The sequence below is a fragment of the Neorhizobium galegae genome (assembly GCF_017877055.1).
In the GTDB taxonomy this organism is placed as follows: Bacteria; Pseudomonadota; Alphaproteobacteria; order Rhizobiales; family Rhizobiaceae; genus Neorhizobium; species Neorhizobium galegae_D.
This window is the reverse complement of the sequence record NZ_JAGIPG010000002.1, coordinates 709673-725949: the sequence shown is the minus strand read 5'-3', so window position 1 is coordinate 725949 and position 16277 is coordinate 709673. Positions and strand designations below refer to the sequence as shown.

Below are 16277 nucleotides of genomic sequence, written 5' to 3'. Positions count from 1 at the left end.
ATCAGCCGCGCAAGACTTCGATCACGAGGACAACGGCAAGAATGACCGCCGTCATGATAAAAATTGCATAGGAGCCGTAGGGGCTCTGCTCACCCTTGCCTCGTTTCTGCGAGGCAAGGGTGGACTGTCTGCGGAGGGCTTTGCGGATGCTCATGGCACTGCTCCCTCACTACCTCAGAAGGTCTGGCCGGCGATCATGACCAGGTGTTCGACGACCGGGCCGAGCGCCAGAGCGGGCATGAAGGTGAGGCCGCCGACAATCAGGATCGTGCCGACCAGCAGGCCGACGAAGAGCGGGCCGTCGGTCGGGAAGGTGCCGGCAGAGGCCGGAACAGTCTTCTTGGCGACCAGCGAGCCTGCAATTGCAAGGGCGGGGATGATGACCAGGAAGCGGCCCATCAGCATGCCGATACCGAGCGTCACGTTGTACCAGGGCGTATTGCCCGTCAGGCCGCCGAAAGCCGAGCCGTTATTGGCCGCAGCCGACGTATAGGCATAGAGGATTTCGGAGAAGCCGTGCGGGCCGGCGGTGCCGATCGAGGCGACGGCGGATGGCAGGACCGTGGCAATCGCCGTGAAGACCAGCATGGCGAGCGGCAGGCAGAGGATGGCAAGCACGGCCATTTTCATCTCCTTCGCCTCGATCTTCTTGCCGAGATATTCCGGCGTACGACCGACCATAAGCCCGGCCACGAAGACTGCGACGATGATGAAGAGGATAATGCCGTAGAAGCCAGCGCCGACGCCGCCGACGATGACTTCGCCGAGCTGCATGTTGATGAGCGGGATCAGGCCGCCGAGCGCGGTGAACGAGCCATGCATGGCGTTGACCGCGCCGCAGGAGGCCGCCGTGGTGATGACCGCAAACAGCGAGGACATGGCGGTGCCGAAGCGGACTTCCTTGCCTTCCATGTTACCGCCGGCAAGGCCGAGCTGGTGCATGAGAGGATTGCCGGCCGCTTCCGCCCAGTAGGTGATGCCGACGCCGACGATGAACAGGATGCCCATCGAAGCGAGGATCGCCCAGCCCTGGCGCTGGTTGCCGACCATGCGGCCGAAGACGTTGGTCAAACCCGCGCCGATCGCGAAGATAGACAGCATCTGGATCATGTTGGAGATGTTGTCGGGGTTTTCGAACGGATGGGCGGAGTTGGCATTGAAGAAACCGCCGCCATTGGTGCCGAGCATCTTGATGGCCAGCTGCGAGGCGACCGGGCCGAGCGCGATGGTCTGCTTGGCGCCTTCCAGCGTCGTTGCCTCGACATAAGGTCCGAGCGTCTGCGGCACGCCGAGCCAGACGTAGACCAGCGTCAGGACGACGCAGATCGGCAGCAGGATATAGAGCGTGGCGCGGGTCATATCGACCCAGAAATTGCCGATCGCCTTGCCCGATACGCGCGAAAAGGCGCGGATCAGGCCGACGGCAATCGCCATGCCGGTCGCGGCAGACAGGAAGTTCTGCACGTTGAGGCCCATCATCTGGGTGAGATAGGACATGGTGCTTTCGCCACCGTAGTTCTGCCAGTTGGTGTTCGAAACAAAGCTGACGGCGGTGTTGAAGGAAAGCTCGGGCGGGACGGCGCCCATGCCGGCCGGATTATACGGCAGGCCCGCCTGCAGGCGCATCAAAGCGTAAAGCACGAGCACGCCAAGCAAGTTGAACATCAGCAGCGAAAAGGCATAGGCGGTCCAATGCTGGTCTTCGCGCTCGCTGGTGCCGGCCATGGCATAAAGTCCGCGTTCGATCGGAACGAGGACGGGTGACAGAAGAGTGCGCTCGCCTGAAAAGACACGCGTCATGTAACCGCCGAGCGGTTTGACGAGCGCGATGATGATCCCGCAATAAAGCAGGATCTGAAGCCATCCGTTGAGGGTCATTTGGGGTTAACTTTCAATACCCGGCAGCTGACGAAAGCGCCGGTTCTCTTCAAAAGCGTTCTTTTCAGAAGCGTTCGGGACGAATGAGAGCGTATGTGAGGTAGACGGTGAGGAACACGGTCACGGCACCGCTCAGGACATAATCGAGGATCATCGGCGCTTCTCCCTTCAAAGCCTGTCGCAGGCGCGGGTATAGGCAAAGCAGAGACCGAAGAAGACGACTGCGGTGCCGAGTAGAATGACGTCCATCATTGATCTGGACTCCTGTTGTTAAGGCGAGGCCGGACAAGACAAAGGGTGCCATCCCTGAAAGACGGCACCTTGATGCTTTCTGGCTTGGAGATGATCTTTCGCGATCTCCCGGACGCTAATATGCGGCGCGACCGCATAGGGGTTCGAGACGGAGCGCAGAGGAAAGAAATAAAAATCCTATAGGAATTTCGTTCTTTCCGGCGGCGGCTATCCTCAGGACGCGGCCGCAAGAGTTATGGCGTAGGCGGTCACGAGCACTACCAGCATGACTGCATGCCGAGAATGATGCTCGATGCACGCAGATGGTCCGGCTTCCCGAAAGTACGGGAGCGCGGATAGACATGTCCGCGCATCTGATAAACGGCCCCGGACATCGGCATTCTCCTCATGCCCGCCCGACGATCTTCATGCGGGTGCTGATCGCCTTGGGGGCCTTGACCGGGGTTTCGAAAATCGGCCCGAGGCTCAAGGTCACTTCTTCCGGCACGCAGCAGACGGCACCGGGCACATGATCGCTTTCGAACATGGCGAAATGCACCGCCGACGCCCGGTCGGTGAATAGTCCGCCGATGCGACCCTCGCGGTCTGAGACGATCCAGCGGCCGCTGGAATCGCGGCCGACCATGAAACGCGCGCCGCGCGCGGGAGGTTCGCTTTTTAACATTGCCTTGTTCATCGTGTTTCTCCTCAGGCCACCATCATGGCAACAAAACCTGCGGCGCAGAGGCCGAGACCGATGACCCCCAGAAGCCTCAGGAAGACCCCGAGATTCGCATCGACCGGGCGATCTGGCTGCGACAGTCGATGCTGCTGGGCCTTGGCTTCAGCAAGATGCAGGACGTAAACGCTCCCCAAACGACCAAACATTTCAGTCACTCCTTGTTGGGATTGGCCCGCGGCGTTGTCGCGCGGAGCCGGCATCGAAACCGATGCACGATCCAGAAGGTAGCGACGGCCCCATAGGCTTTCGATTGGAGGCGCCATGTGAAGAAATAGGGATTCCATATAAGCAGCCGCGATTTTTCATTTGCGCCGCAGCATTCCGGGCGGCATGTTTGAAATCCTCGAACTATAAAAGACTTGGGAAATGGAATTCAGATCATGACAGCAGATGCGATCGTGCTGGGAGCCGGCATTGTCGGCGTTTCGACGGCATTGCAGCTCGCCCGGCGCGGCAAATCGGTGGTGCTCGTCGACCGCAAGGAACCCGGGATGGAGACATCCTACGGCAATGCCGGCCTGATCCAGCGCGAAGGCGTCGTCCCCTATGGCTTTCCCCAGCAGTTCGGCCTGATCCTGCGCTATGCGCTCAACAACCGCATCGACGCGCATTATCACTGGAAAGCCATTCCCTCGGTCACCTCGTTCCTGGCGAAATACTGGTGGCATTCGAACCTGACCCGCCACCAGCTGATCGCGCGCGCCTACGCGCCGTTGATCGAGCACTCGATCGCGACCCATAACGAGCTGATCGAGGAAGCCGGAGCCCAGGATCTGATCGCCAAGAACGGCTGGACGGAGGTGTTCCGCACCCGCGGCAAGCATGACGGCGAGATCGGCGAGGCCGAACGGCTCCGCAAGGAATACGGCGTCGCGTTCAAGGAGCTCTCGCCTGCCGATATCGCCGAGCAGGAGCCCAATCTTTCCACCGATTTCGTCGGCGGCCTGCGCTGGGAAGACCCATGGTCGGTCAAGGACCCGCTGGCCCTGACGCGCGCCTATGTGGCGCTGTTCGAAAAGCTCGGCGGCCGTGTGCTCAAGGGCGATGCCAAAAGCCTGTCGCAGACCAAGACCGGCTGGCGTATCGTCGCCGGCGACGGCACCGTGGAAGCCAAGGACGCCGTCGTGGCGCTCGGGCCCTGGTCCGACACTGTGACAAAACCGCTCGGCTACAATTTCCTGGTCGGCGTCAAGCGCGGCTACCACATGCATTATGCGGCCAAGGGCAATGCCAAGCTCAACGGTTGGACCATGGATGCCGAACGGGGCTATTTCCTGGCGCCTATGAACCAGGGGATCCGCCTGACGACCGGCGCGGAATTCGCGCGCCGCGATGCGCCCAAGACGCCGGTCCAGCTGGAGCGCGCCGAAGCAGTCGCCCGCAGCATCTTCCCGCTCGCGGAGCGGCTCGACCAAGAGCCCTGGATGGGTGCCCGTCCCTGCACACCGGACATGATGCCGGTCATCGGCAAGGCGCCGCGGCATGACGGCCTGTGGTTCGCCTTCGGGCATGCGCATCACGGCCTGACGCTCGGACCGGTGACTGGACAGGTGATCGCCGAAGCGATTTCCGGCGAGAAGACGCTGATCGACATCTCCGCCTACAGACCGGAGCGTTTCAACGCCTAGCTCCCCTCGGGCAAAGGGGTCGCCCGGCGTTCATGGGACGATATCAGCCACGCCGGATCTTCTCGGAGAACAAACCGGGCATGGTGCCGGCAATGATTTTTAGAAGGATTTTCCGGCTTGCCGCAGATCTCCAACGCAACCCCTTTATCCTGACGGTGTGACATGGCTTTCAAGGCGAGCGGCAACCCGCGTCATGCGGATTCCTGGTATGCGGCTTCTGCCAAGGACAAGCGTGCCCGCCCAGCCCTCATTGGCGGCGCCGAAGCGGATGTCTGCGTTATCGGCGCCGGCTTCACGGGCATTTCCGCGGCGCTCGAACTTGCCGAGCGCGGATATTCCGTCGTGGTGCTGGAAGCGGAGCGCATCGGCTTCGGCGCATCGGGCCGCAATGGCGGCCAGATCGTCAACGGCTACAGCCGCGACCTCGAAACCATCGCCGGCCGTTATGGCCGCGACAAGGCGGTGAGGCTCGGCGCGATGTCGCTCGAAGGCGGCGAGATCATCCGTGGCCGGGTGGAGAAATACGGGATCGACTGCGACCTTGTGCATGGTGGCTTCTTCGCGGCCTTCACCACCAAGCAGATCCGCGAGATGGAGCATCACAAGGCCGATTGGGAGCGATACGGTCATGGCGGGCTGGAGATGGTCTCCAAGGCAGATGTCGGCAAATACGTGAAGACCGATCGGTATGCCGGTGGCATGATCGACAAGCTCGGCGGCCACATCCACCCACTCGATCTCGTGCTCGGAGAAGCCGCGGCGTTCGAAAGCCTTGGCGGACGGATCTTCGAAGCCTCGCGCGTAACCGGCCTCGACATGGGCGAAACACAGGTGGTGCGGACCGAAAAGGGTGCGGTCAATGCCTCGTATGTGCTCGTCTGCGGCAATGCCTATCTCTCCCCTCAGTTTCCGGAGATCAGCGGCCGGATGATGCCGGTTTCCAGCCAGGTGATGGCGACGGAACCGCTCGACGCCGCGCTGATCGAAAGCCTGCTGCCGGCCAACTACTGCGTCGAGGACGCCAATTACATCCTCGACTATTACAGGCGCACTGCCGACAACCGGCTGCTATACGGCGGCGGCATCGGTTACGGCGGGCACGACCCGAGCGACCTCACGGGCGTCATCCGCCCCAACATGCTGAAGACGTTTCCACAGTTGAAGGACGTGACGATCGACTATGCCTGGAGCGGCAATTTCGCGCTGACCCTGACGCGTATCCCTCATGTGGGGAAACTGTCGGACAAGGTCTATTTCTCGCACGGCGACAGCGGCCATGGCGTGACCACCACGCATCTGCTTGGCAAGATCCTCGGCGAGGCGGTCGCAGGCCATGCGGAACGGTTCGACATCTGGTCGTCGCTCCCCAACCTGCCCTTCCCGGGCGGCCGGACCTTTCGGGTACCGCTCACGGTGCTCGGCGCCTGGTGGTATGGAGTGCGCGACCGGCTGGGCGTGTGACCCAATGATCAGAGCGACGCCGGGAAGCTGCCAGTGAGGTAATAGGTCGCCTGCGTCCGAATAATGGACTTGAACTGCGCAACAGTTCCGGCTGCTTCGCTTTCCGGAATCATGAGAGCCAGCCGCAGGGTGGCGCCTGCCATGTGAAACATCACCAGGAGCGTCTGCGCATAACTTTCTCGCAGAGGCTGTTCAACGAAAGGTTCCGTGGCCTTGTAAAATACGTCGGCCTGGAAGCGGGTCTCTGCGATATCGAGGTCCGCAAGCGCCTTGTCCGCCTGGATGGCGTTCAGGAGATCCTGAGTCGCCGGCCTTTCCCGCATGTTGTAGTAGTACATATCGAAAAGTGCCGCCGGTGCGTGCAAGGCGTCTTCGGCCGTGGCGATCTTTTCGATCTGCTCCACCACCAAGGAACGAACCTCTTCGACGTAACGCTCGTAGAGCGTGGCGATGATGGCGGACTTGTTCGGGAAATACTGGTAGACCGATGCGATAGGGCCGCCGGAAAGCGCGGCGATCTCCTTCATGGTCACTGCGTCTATGCCCTTCTGGCCGATCAGTTCCATGGATACTTTCAGGATCTCATCGATACGCTCGCGGCTTCGTTCCTGTTTCGGCACCCGGCGAAGGGAACCCCGCCCCGGTCCTTGCGTCGAATCTGGCATCCGCAAACCGTCTCCTCAAACACCTGTCAACTGTTGCCTGTGCCGGCGAAATCTCCGGTAAGTCAGGCGGAATTGCTTGAATGCAAAAACTGTTGTTTATACGGCGCCCGAAGAGCATCGGATCACGAAGTCTGGTAATTTTTAGAATACTTTCCACGCCGATGCACAAGACAGAACATCGGAGAAAATGAGAGCTTAAATCTTATTATCTATGCTCCCGTCAGCGCGGAAATACCATCGAAAGCTTTATCGGCAATGGCATCGACACTTGCATCGATGTCGACGGTTACCACGCCGACCTCATGCTCAGGGCTTTCCAGGGTGGCAAGCTGGCTCTGAAGCAGTGACGTAGGCATGAAATGGCCGGTACGCGCGCCCATCCGTTGCTCAAGCACCTTGGGGTCGCCGGTGAGGAAGATGAAATAGAGCGTGCCGCCGCTCTCCCGCCGCAACCGGTCCCGGTAGACTTGTTTCAGGGCCGAGCACGAGACGACCACGCTTTCGCCCCGCTCTCTCGCCTTGGCCAATTCGCCGCCGACGAGATCGAGCCAAGGCCAGCGGTCGTCATCGGTCAGCGGAATGCCCTTGGCCATCTTGGCGACATTCGCCTCCGGATGCAGACGGTCACCCTCCACGAACGCGCAGCCGAGACGCGCGGCAAGATGTTCGCCGACCGATGTTTTCCCCGATCCGCTGACGCCCATGACGACGATTGCTACCGGTGCTTTTGCGTTCATGATCGGCCTCTATGCCCTTTCTGAAGTTTCTAGACCCGCGACGGATACCCGTCTTTGCTGATGCCCTACAAGCCTGACGGCGGCAATCTCTCCATAATCTCACTTCTGTCGAGCATCTTTGCCGAGCACGATCGGCATCAGCACCGACAGGAACATCAGCCGCAGCACGTGATGGGCGCCGACATAGGTGGGGTCGGCATGCAGCATCACCGCCATAGCCGACATGGTTTCGAGCCCGCCGGGCGCAAAGGCGATCAGTGCCGCATCGAGCGGCACGCCGGTCAGATAGGAAACGCCGCCGGCGATCGCCGCCGCAAGCACGATGACGACCACCGTCACCACGCCGCCGGCGATGAAGGCGGTGCGCAATTCGCTGATCGACACGCCGCAGAAGCGTGTGCCGATGACCGAACCGAGGATGATATAGGTCGGAACCAGCAGCCAGTTCGGAACACCGCCGCTGATGAAGCCGGTCACATGCGTGGCGATCGACACCACGACGCCGCCAAGCAGCAACGCCGCCGGAAAATTCCAGCGCATGAACAGCAGGCCGAACAGCGCCGACACCGCAAGCATGACCAGGAGAACAGGCGCGCTCATCGCCAGCGGCGCCAGAACGGGATCGGTGCCGACAAGATCGAAGACCTCGACGATCAACGGGACGGTAATTGTCAGTGCCAGCACGCGCACGCTCTGGCCGACGCTGACGGCGCGCAGGTCGCAGCGGGTTTCGGCGGCGAGGCTGAGCACATAGCTCAGGTGGCCGGGAGACGAGGCAAGCAGCGCAGTGACCCGGTCATAATGAAAGAACCGCTGCAGTACCCACGAGCTTACATAGAGCAGGATCACGACCGCCACGAGCACCATGACGAAACTCAGCGGCCAGGTGCGCGCCGCGACGATCACCTCCGGCGTGACAGTCGCCCCCATCGATACGCCGACGATGATGAAACAGACGCTGCGGACCTGCGCTGGCACCGCCAGGTTCAGTCCGGCAAGCCCCGCAATGGTGATCGCGATCGCCGGGCCGATCAGATAAGGGGCTGGAAAAGCAATGAAAATTGCGATCAGCGCACCAGCAGTGCCGATCAGCGCAGTCAGCGCGAATGTGCGTAATTCCGAAAAGGGCATGGCTTGGGTCCTGAAGGCGCCACAGGAAGGAAAACTGACAAAAGCCAGCAAAACGCCTAGTCCCCTTCTATTGCAAATGCGCGCGAGGTCAACCTCTTGCGGCATACGGGGCATAGCAAAAGGCGCCAGCCTCAGCGGTGGCGCCTTCAAGAAGCATGGACGGCAGGATCAAGCGGCCGGCGCGATGGCCTTCGGCGTGACAACCTTCGGCAGGTGCAGCATATCGATGCCCAGCAGGAAATTGATCTGCGGACGCGCCTTGACGAGGTCATCGATCGTGTATTCGGCGAGCACGTCGAAGAACGCATTGAGCGCCTTTCGAAGCGCGGCGTTCAGGCCGCAGCTGTCGACAAGCGGGCATTCCGCGACTCCCTCTTCGAAGCACTCCGCCATGGCAAAGCTGTCTTCAGTCACCTTGATGACATCGAAAAGGGTGATGCGGTCAGCAGCGCGGCCCAGCCTTACGCCACCGTTGCGACCGCGGACGGTCTCCACCAGACCGGCCTTGTTGAGCGGCTGGAGGATCTTGAAGAGGAAGAGTTCGGAAACGCCGTATGCTCTTGCGATCTCGGGGATGCGGCTAAGGTGGCCGTCGTTGGCGGCACAATACATCAGCATCCGTACTGCGTAATTCGTCTGTTTGGTCAAGCGCATGCTGGTCTCCCGAGACTGGTACCCACCCTATATAAAGGCTCCGCTAGTTTTGAACAATTCCAAAATAAGAAAATTGTCATCAAGTTTTCGGCGCTACACCAGCTTGCCGCCATCGCCGCGGAATTCAAGCGGTGAATTGCCCGTCCACACAAACCGAGAACCGGAAGACCGAGATTCAGGCTGCAGCACCGGCATGACAGGCACGAGGGCGGGCTCTTCCGCGCAGACCGTTACTCTGCAGGCCCGCCGAACGGTTTGTGCAAAGATAACCGACGATATCGCGAGGCTCCGGAATCAGCCGGCGATCGCACTGGAGCAAACCCGCGCGGGACGGCTGTTCTCGCTGACGGAAACGGGATCTGCGGCGATCGCACGGGAACCGCCGATCACCGGTCGATTTCCCGAAGCCTCAGATCGCGATTCCGAATCCGCGGCGGTTTGCAGGAAAAGTTCCGGCTCGCATCAACTGGTCATCGAGATCGCCACCCAGGCCGGGACAGCGACCATCACCATTGCAGCCAGCAGGCTAAGGCCGATTTTCGCCAGATACGCGCGGCGGGCGCGCTTCGCATCCCACTCGTACACCATGGACATACATCCCCACTCCTACTCCGCGAGCTAAATTAGGATAACCTGCGGATACGTCAATGGGGGCTATCGATCACGGCTACCTTGCCTGAAGCCTACCTTCCAATTCGGCGGCGTAGTTGCGGATGTCCTGCTGGCGCTGCGGGGTGCCGGGATGGCTCGAGAGAATGCTCGCATCTCCGTGGTCTCCAAGCTTGTCTTCGAGGACCACGAAGAAGCGGGCAAGTGCGGCTGGATCGTAACCGGCCGCCCGCATCAGTTCGACGGACCGGCGGTCTGCCTCCGCTTCTGCCGCCCGGGAATAGGACAGCGCTACCAGTGCGCCGCCCTGGGTGAGGATGTCTTCGACGCCCGAGCCGACATCGCCCGCAATCAGCATGACCAGCGCCGCAACGCCTGCGGCGCGGTAGAGTTGCCGCAGGCTGTGCTCGCCCTCGACGTGGGCGATTTCGTGGCCGAGCACGCCGAGGATCATCTCCCGGTCGCCATTGGCGAGCTTTACCAGATCATCGGTGAGGATCAGGCTGCCGTCCGGCAGCGCGAAGGCGTTGGGGCCGATCACGCCATCCCGGAAGTAAAGGTCATAGGCGCCCTGCCCGCCTTTCGAATGCGTGGCGAGTTTCGAGAAGCCCTCAGAGATCGCCTGCCGCTCGCCTTCCGGCAATTCGGACGGTTTCAGGATCGTCCGATCGAGGGATGCAAGCGTGCCGGAGCCGATCAGTTCCGGCACGAAGGGCGGCGTCACCAGGACCGCGACTTCAACCAGAACGGGGACGGCGAAGCGGTAGATCGTGGTGGCAAGGAGGATGACGGCGAGCGTCATCAGGATCAGCCGCGGATGGAACTGCTCCAGCCGATGGATCAAGCCGCTGCGGGCGCCGCGCTTGCCACGCAGATAAGTGTCGATCCCGTCGTTGTCGCGCGTCTCGAACACGGATCCGTCCGGAAAGCTCACGCGCCGCGGGATCGAGCCGACCCGCGGGCTGATCTCGGTCCGCTCCGGCACGGCCGACGCGAGGACCCGCTCCTCTTCCGCTGCCACGAGGAGGATACCGTCCTCGCGCAGAACGGCCGGGATCGCGCGGCTGGAATTGGCCGGATGCCATTCGCCCGTCGCTATCCCCATGTCTTCAGAAGCCAAAGTCGAAGCCTTCCATATCCATATATTCGGCGCTGATCGCCGCACCACTCGCCTCGATGGAGGAGAGAATTTCACCCGGATCGCCATTGATGCGGATGCCGGTGTGTTCGTTTACATACCGCGCCATCCGGACCGCCGCCCAGGGGCGCATCAGTCCGAGCGTCAGCACGGTGACGATCACATTGCTGATTGCGATCCAGGCATAACGCAGCCGGGAGATGTCGCTGACCAACTGATGGTGACCGTCAAGCTCCGCCGCCGACCAGGCGACATTGCGCACACCCGCCCGATAGAAGAGACCGGCAATACCGTAGAGGATGAAATAGATGAAGAGACCGGCATAGAGCCCGGCAATGCTCAGCACAGTCATCTGCGCGCTCGTCAACTCGGCGCTCTCGCGCATGACGGCCGCAGCACCGATGATCACGATGAAGGCAATAAAACCGAAGACGATACTGCCCAGGAATACGATCAATGCCGGCAGGATCCAGACGCCATAAAGCCGGCCAAGCTGCGGATCGCTGGCAAACGGCCGGTCGCCATAACGCAGGTTGTTGAAGACGTATCGCCAGGTCCAGCGGCTCGCGAGCGGTGCCAGGATGCCGAAGGAAATGAAGGCGACGAAGCTGCCGAGCAGGATGGCAACGAAGGCGCCGCCTGCCGTGCCGACGAAATCGAAACGCACGTTGCGATAGCTCGTCACCCGGGCGTTGAAGCGCAGGCTGCGCTTGATCAGCCACGGCAGTGCGACCAGGATCACGATCGGGGTAATGATACCGATCGGCGGAAAGATCGCCGTGCCGATGTTGAGCACGATCAGGAACGCGGTGACGATCAGCCGGCCGATGAAGATCTGCTTGCCGGTCGCGTGATACTCGAAGGCGCGATCGAGAATGACCGTGTTACCGTAGAAATATCGCATGCGCCGCACCTTCGCCCAGGCTGAATAGATGCCGAGGGTGACGATCGTCAGCAGAACGTTGACGATCCAGATGCCGAAATATTCGCTGGCGCTACCGGTGAAGGAGGCCCGTTCAAAAGACTGTGCTTCCGCCGCCCGAGGCGCCGTCTCTGCCATTGCCATGATGTCATATCCCCTTGCCGCCGCCGAGACGGCTGCCTGCCCGATTCCCCACATGATTGTAAGGCCTGGATATGTCATTTCAATTGTTCGCGCGACACGTAATCAGGTTTTCGGTCGCCGAAAATAAAACGGGCCTCCGAAGAGGCCCGCCTGATGCTTCACCTTGATCGCCGTTTTACTTCATCGTCGGCATGACGAATTCAGCACCGTCCTTGATGCCCGAAGGCCAGCGGGCGGTGATCGTCTTGGTCCTGGTCCAGAACTTGATCGAATCCGTGCCGTGCTGATTGAGATCACCGAAGCTCGAAGCCTTCCAGCCCCCGAACGAGTGGTAGGCGAGCGGAACCGGGATCGGCACGTTGATGCCGATCATGCCGATATTGATGCGGCTGGCGAAATCGCGGGCGGCATCGCCATCGCGGGTGAAGATCGCAACGCCGTTGCCGTATTCGTGCTTCATCGGCAGATCGAGCGCTTCCTCATAGTTATGGGCGCGAACGACCGAGAGGACGGGGCCGAAGATTTCCTGCTTGTAGATGTCCATCTCCGGCGTGACGTGGTCGAACAGGGTGCCGCCGACGAAATAGCCGTTCTCGTAACCCTGCAGCTTGAAGCCGCGTCCATCGACCAGGAGCTTGGCGCCTTCCTCGACGCCACGGTCGATCAGGCCGTTGATGCGGGCATGCGCTTCCTTGGTGACGACCGGGCCCATGTCGGCCTTCTCGTCCGTATAAGGACCGATACGCAGGGACTCGATCTTCGGGATCAGCTTTTCTACGAGGCGGTTGGCGGTTTCCTCACCGACGGGCACCGCGACCGAAACCGCCATGCAGCGTTCGCCGGCCGAGCCGTAACCGGCACCCATCAGCGCGTTGACGGCCTGGTCGAGATCGGCATCCGGCATGATGATCATGTGGTTCTTGGCGCCGCCGAAGCACTGGGCCCGCTTGCCGTTCATCGCCGCCGTGCCATAGACGTAACGGGCAATCGGGGTGGAGCCGACGAAGGAGATGGCGCCGATATCCGGATCGGTGAGGATCGCATCGACGGCTGCCTTGTCGCCGTTGACGACGTTGAGGATGCCAGCGGGCAGGCCTGCCTCGATCATCAGTTCGGCAAGGCGGATCGGCAGGGACGGATCGCGCTCGGACGGCTTCAGGATGAAGGCGTTGCCGCAGGCGATCGCCGGGGCGAACATCCACATCGGGATCATGCCCGGGAAGTTGAACGGAGTGATGCCAGCGCCGATGCCGACCGGCTGGCGCATGGAATACATGTCGATCTGCGGACCGGCGCCTTCGGTGAACTCGCCCTTCGACAGGTGCGGGATGCCGATCACGAATTCGCAGACTTCCAGGCCGCGAATGACGTCGCCCTTGGAATCCTCGACAGTCTTGCCATGTTCCTTCGACAGCATTTCGGCGAGCTCGTCCATGTTCTGGTTGAGCAGGTCGACGAACTTCATAAACACGCGGGCGCGGCGCTGCGGATTGGTGGCGGCCCATTTCGGCTGGGCCTGCTTGGCGTTTTCGACGGCGGCGCGGATTTCCGAAACGCTGGCGAGCGAAACCTTCGCCTGGACTTCGCCGGTTGCCGGATTGAAGACGTCAGCCGTGCGGCCGCTGGTGCCGGCGACATGCTTGCCGCCGATGAAATGCCCGATCTCACGCATGGGTATGCTCCTCCTGCCTATTGTGGCGCTCTTTTTCAGTGGCGGAGGATACTCTCAGATTTGCACAAGGCAACGCCGTAGTTTACGCATCCGTTGTGCAAATTTCGACATTGGAGCCTCTGATGAACTGGGACGATGTGCGTATGTTTCTTGCGGTCGCCCGCACCGGCCAGATCCTCGCGGCATCGCGGCGGCTCGGCGTCAACCATGCGACGCTCGGGCGAAGGGTGAGCGCGCTGGAAGAGGATTTACGCACCCGCCTCATCATCCGCCGCACCAACGGCTGCGAGCTGACCGCGGAGGGCGAGGTGTTCTTTCGGGCGGCCGAGCGGATGGAAACGGAGATGCTGGCGGCGCAGGCAAGCACCGGACGGATCGACGCGGCGATTGCCGGCACGGTCAGGATCGGTGCGCCTGACGGTTTCGGCGTCTCCTTCCTTGCCTCGCGGCTCGGGCGGCTGACGCGCCGGCATCCGGAACTCAAGCTGCAGCTCGTGCCGGTGCCGCGATCCTTCTCGCTCTCCCAGCGCGAGGCGGATATCGCCATCACCATCGAACGCCCGGAACAGGGCCGGCTCGTCTCTTCGAAACTGACCGATTATACGCTGGGTCTCTATGCCTCGAAGACCTATCTCGATCAGGCCGGAACGCCGCGGACGGTCGAGGCCCTGAAAAGCCACCCGCGCATCGGTTATGTCGAAGACCTGATCTTCTCGCCTTCCTTGAATTTCACCGGCGAGGTGATGCGGGATTGGGATGCGAGCTTCGAGATTTCAAGCGCCATCGGCCAGACCGAGGCGGTACGTTCCGGCGCCGGCATCGGCATCCTGCACGACTACGTGGCGCGGCAATATCCGGAACTGGTGCGCGTTCTGCCCCAGACCGTCATTCGGCGATCCTACTGGACCACCTATCATGAAACGACGCGCGACCTGATGCGGCTGAGGACGGTGGTGGAGTTCCTGAAGGAACTGGTCGACGGGGAAAGCCACATCTTTGTGTGACGGATAGGACGGTCTTCAAGAGGAAAAAGAAGACGACCCAAACAGGGTCCGGCCGCCGGAGCGGCCGGAAAACCTTGTATCAGGAAGGCAGGAAGGTTGTAACCGGAACCTTGAGTGCCGCAGCGATGCGCTTCAGCTTGGCCGGGTCGGCATCGGTGCCGTTTTCAATGCGAACGATCTCGTCGTTGACGAGGCCGGTCGTGATGGCAAGCTCTTCGATGCTGTAGCCGACAGAACGGCGCGTTTCGGCGACGGCTGAGGCAATATGCTGCGGAGAAAGCTTCGCTCCATCGGCGGATGCGAAATTATTGATCGAAATTGTCATTGTATGCTCCTTCTAGAATGGCCTGCCGAAAACCGGTCAGGTGAAGGGGGACGAACGCCCGAGACGCAGGTGTCTAAAAAATTAGGCACCGGCTGCCGCAAACATAGGCATGCTAACGACCGAGACAAGGGCGAATACTGCAGTGCACAAAAATGTGTTCGCTTTCGGGTCGAAAGAAGGCGACGTCAAATTACTTAACTTACTCAAAAGAGCTAAAAGCAGGTGTTTTCCACCAAAATTGAGCTAAAAAAACAACAGCGGCACGCTTTTGCGGTGCCGCTTTAACTTTCTTTAACGTTCCAGAAACGATATCAGGCCGACTGGATTGCCTTGATCCTGTCGGTGCCACCGACGATTGTGGCGAAATCCTGCCACACTCCTTGCGCGCCTTTCTGCCATTCCCCGAAGACTTCCGGCTTCAAGAGCTTACCGCCATTATTCAGCGATACGGCGACGGATGCCGCCTCGTCGTCGACGATGAGCTGGTTGAAATAGGCAGCCCCCTCCTTCGAGGCCTCCTGGAAGACCGTCTTCTGCTCGGGGCTCAGTTGGTTCCAGAAGCTCGCGGAATAATAGACGACGCCGGACGCCCAGATATGGCCTGTCTCGGTCATGTAGGGCACGACTTCATAAAGCTTGAAGCCGGCATAGGCGGATTTGGTGAGGTCCATGGCGTCGGCAACGCCGGTCGCCAGGGCATTGTAGGTCTCGGTGATCGGAATGCCGACCGGGGCGGTGCCGAAGGCGCTCCACAGCTTGGTATGCAGCGGGCTCTGGATGACGCGGATCTTCTTGCCCTTCAGCTGCTCCGGGCGAGTGACCGGCTCCTTGGTCAGCAGGTGACGGGCGCCGTAATTGATGAAATCGCCGATGACGAAATTCTGGGCAGCGAGCTTCTGCTTGAGATCGGCGCCGACCTCGCCATCGACCGTCTTGCGGACGTGTGCGGCGTCACGGAACAGGAAGGGTAGATCGAGAACCTGCAATTCCGGCACCCAGCCGGACAGTGACGAGACTGTCGAAAGGCTTGCCTGCACGGAACCGAGGCGTGCACCTTCTGCGACTTCCTTCTCGCCGCCGAGTGCGCCGTTCTTGACGACGTTGAACTTGAACTGGCCCGGCAGCCTGGCTTCCACCAGCTCGCCGATCTTCACCCAGATCTTCGATTCCGGCTTGTCGTCGCCAAGCAGCGAGGCGGTGGTGATCGTCGTGGTGCGGGCGGCGGCGTTGCGTACGAAAACCGGCGCGGCGAGCGCTATGCCGGTTGCCGCGGCAGTCTTCAGAAGGGTTCGGCGGTTGATGTTGTCCATGTCTCAGGTCCCAAAATTGTGGAAGA

18 protein-coding genes are annotated in these 16277 nt (G+C 61.0%); 3 read left to right on the top strand and 15 right to left on the bottom strand.

Going from position 1 to position 16277, the window contains the following annotated elements; translation table 11 throughout:
- Window position 1 precedes the first annotated feature (1 nt).
- The 5 genes from J2857_RS13840 to J2857_RS13820 form a co-directional block, all read right to left on the bottom strand.
- Window positions 2–154: a hypothetical protein gene (locus J2857_RS13840; RefSeq protein ID WP_155414613.1), complete on the bottom strand. Its 153-nt coding sequence runs from the start codon at window positions 152–154 to the stop codon at window positions 2–4.
- A gap of 20 nt (window positions 155–174) precedes the next feature.
- Entirely contained in the window at window positions 175–1878 is a 1704-nt protein-coding gene (kdpA, locus tag J2857_RS13835) for a potassium-transporting ATPase subunit KdpA (RefSeq protein ID WP_210010715.1), read from the bottom strand.
- Window positions 1879–1942: 64 nt separating this feature from the next.
- Window positions 1943–2032 (bottom strand): K(+)-transporting ATPase subunit F, encoded by a 90-nt coding sequence (locus J2857_RS13830; protein WP_007760774.1) that lies wholly within the window; start codon window positions 2030–2032, stop codon window positions 1943–1945.
- A gap of 483 nt (window positions 2033–2515) precedes the next feature.
- Entirely contained in the window at window positions 2516–2806 is a 291-nt protein-coding gene (locus tag J2857_RS13825; protein ID WP_210010714.1) for a hypothetical protein, read from the bottom strand.
- Window positions 2807–2817: 11 nt separating this feature from the next.
- Window positions 2818–2997, bottom strand: coding sequence for a hypothetical protein (locus tag J2857_RS13820; protein WP_210010713.1), 180 nt, complete (start codon window positions 2995–2997; stop codon window positions 2818–2820).
- A 234-nt stretch (window positions 2998–3231) separates the two neighbouring features.
- Between J2857_RS13820 and J2857_RS13815 the strand changes: the two genes are divergently transcribed.
- Complete coding sequence (locus J2857_RS13815) at window positions 3232–4479, top strand: NAD(P)/FAD-dependent oxidoreductase (protein WP_210010712.1); 1248 nt, start codon at window positions 3232–3234, stop codon at window positions 4477–4479.
- A gap of 162 nt (window positions 4480–4641) precedes the next feature.
- Window positions 4642–5940 (top strand): NAD(P)/FAD-dependent oxidoreductase, encoded by a 1299-nt coding sequence (locus tag J2857_RS13810; RefSeq protein WP_210010711.1) that lies wholly within the window; start codon window positions 4642–4644, stop codon window positions 5938–5940.
- An 8-nt stretch (window positions 5941–5948) separates the two neighbouring features.
- Here J2857_RS13810 and J2857_RS13805 read toward each other — a convergent pair whose 3' ends face one another.
- The 8 genes from J2857_RS13805 to J2857_RS13775 all read right to left on the bottom strand — a co-directional run bounded on the left by J2857_RS13805 (window position 5949) and on the right by J2857_RS13775 (window position 13612).
- Window positions 5949–6605, bottom strand: a complete 657-nt coding sequence (locus J2857_RS13805) for a TetR/AcrR family transcriptional regulator (protein ID WP_210010710.1) — start codon at window positions 6603–6605, stop codon at window positions 5949–5951.
- A gap of 209 nt (window positions 6606–6814) precedes the next feature.
- Window positions 6815–7342, bottom strand: a complete 528-nt coding sequence (locus tag J2857_RS13800) for a gluconokinase (protein ID WP_210010709.1) — start codon at window positions 7340–7342, stop codon at window positions 6815–6817.
- Window positions 7343–7441: 99 nt separating this feature from the next.
- Window positions 7442–8473 carry an AbrB family transcriptional regulator gene (locus tag J2857_RS13795; protein ID WP_210010708.1) on the bottom strand — a complete coding sequence of 344 codons (1032 nt, stop codon included), beginning with the start codon at window positions 8471–8473 and terminating at the stop codon, window positions 7442–7444.
- Window positions 8474–8641: 168 nt separating this feature from the next.
- A complete protein-coding gene (gene rirA / locus J2857_RS13790) occupies window positions 8642–9127 on the bottom strand; it encodes an iron-responsive transcriptional regulator RirA (RefSeq protein WP_210010707.1) in 486 nt (161 codons plus the stop codon).
- A gap of 462 nt (window positions 9128–9589) precedes the next feature.
- A complete protein-coding gene (locus J2857_RS31260) occupies window positions 9590–9715 on the bottom strand; it encodes a hypothetical protein (RefSeq protein ID WP_281068618.1) in 126 nt (41 codons plus the stop codon).
- A gap of 79 nt (window positions 9716–9794) precedes the next feature.
- On the bottom strand, window positions 9795–10856 hold the full coding sequence (locus tag J2857_RS13785; RefSeq protein WP_245363328.1) for a M48 family metallopeptidase: 1062 nt from the start codon (window positions 10854–10856) through the stop codon (window positions 9795–9797).
- A complete protein-coding gene (locus J2857_RS13780; protein ID WP_432420153.1) occupies window positions 10846–11940 on the bottom strand; it encodes a YjgN family protein in 1095 nt (364 codons plus the stop codon). Before J2857_RS13780 ends, J2857_RS13785 begins: the two co-directional genes overlap by 11 nt.
- 175 nt (window positions 11941–12115) lie before the next feature.
- On the bottom strand, window positions 12116–13612 hold the full coding sequence (locus tag J2857_RS13775) for a CoA-acylating methylmalonate-semialdehyde dehydrogenase (RefSeq protein ID WP_210010706.1): 1497 nt from the start codon (window positions 13610–13612) through the stop codon (window positions 12116–12118).
- A gap of 122 nt (window positions 13613–13734) precedes the next feature.
- Between J2857_RS13775 and J2857_RS13770 the strand changes: the two genes are divergently transcribed.
- Window positions 13735–14616, top strand: coding sequence for a LysR family transcriptional regulator (locus J2857_RS13770; protein ID WP_210010705.1), 882 nt, complete (start codon window positions 13735–13737; stop codon window positions 14614–14616).
- Between the two features lie 79 nt (window positions 14617–14695).
- On the opposite strand, the gene J2857_RS13765 is transcribed toward J2857_RS13770, so the two are convergent.
- On the bottom strand, window positions 14696–14941 hold the full coding sequence (locus tag J2857_RS13765) for a helix-turn-helix domain-containing protein (protein ID WP_210010704.1): 246 nt from the start codon (window positions 14939–14941) through the stop codon (window positions 14696–14698).
- A gap of 311 nt (window positions 14942–15252) precedes the next feature.
- Window positions 15253–16251: a TRAP transporter substrate-binding protein gene (locus J2857_RS13760; protein ID WP_210010703.1), complete on the bottom strand. Its 999-nt coding sequence runs from the start codon at window positions 16249–16251 to the stop codon at window positions 15253–15255.
- Window positions 16252–16277 lie beyond the last annotated feature (26 nt).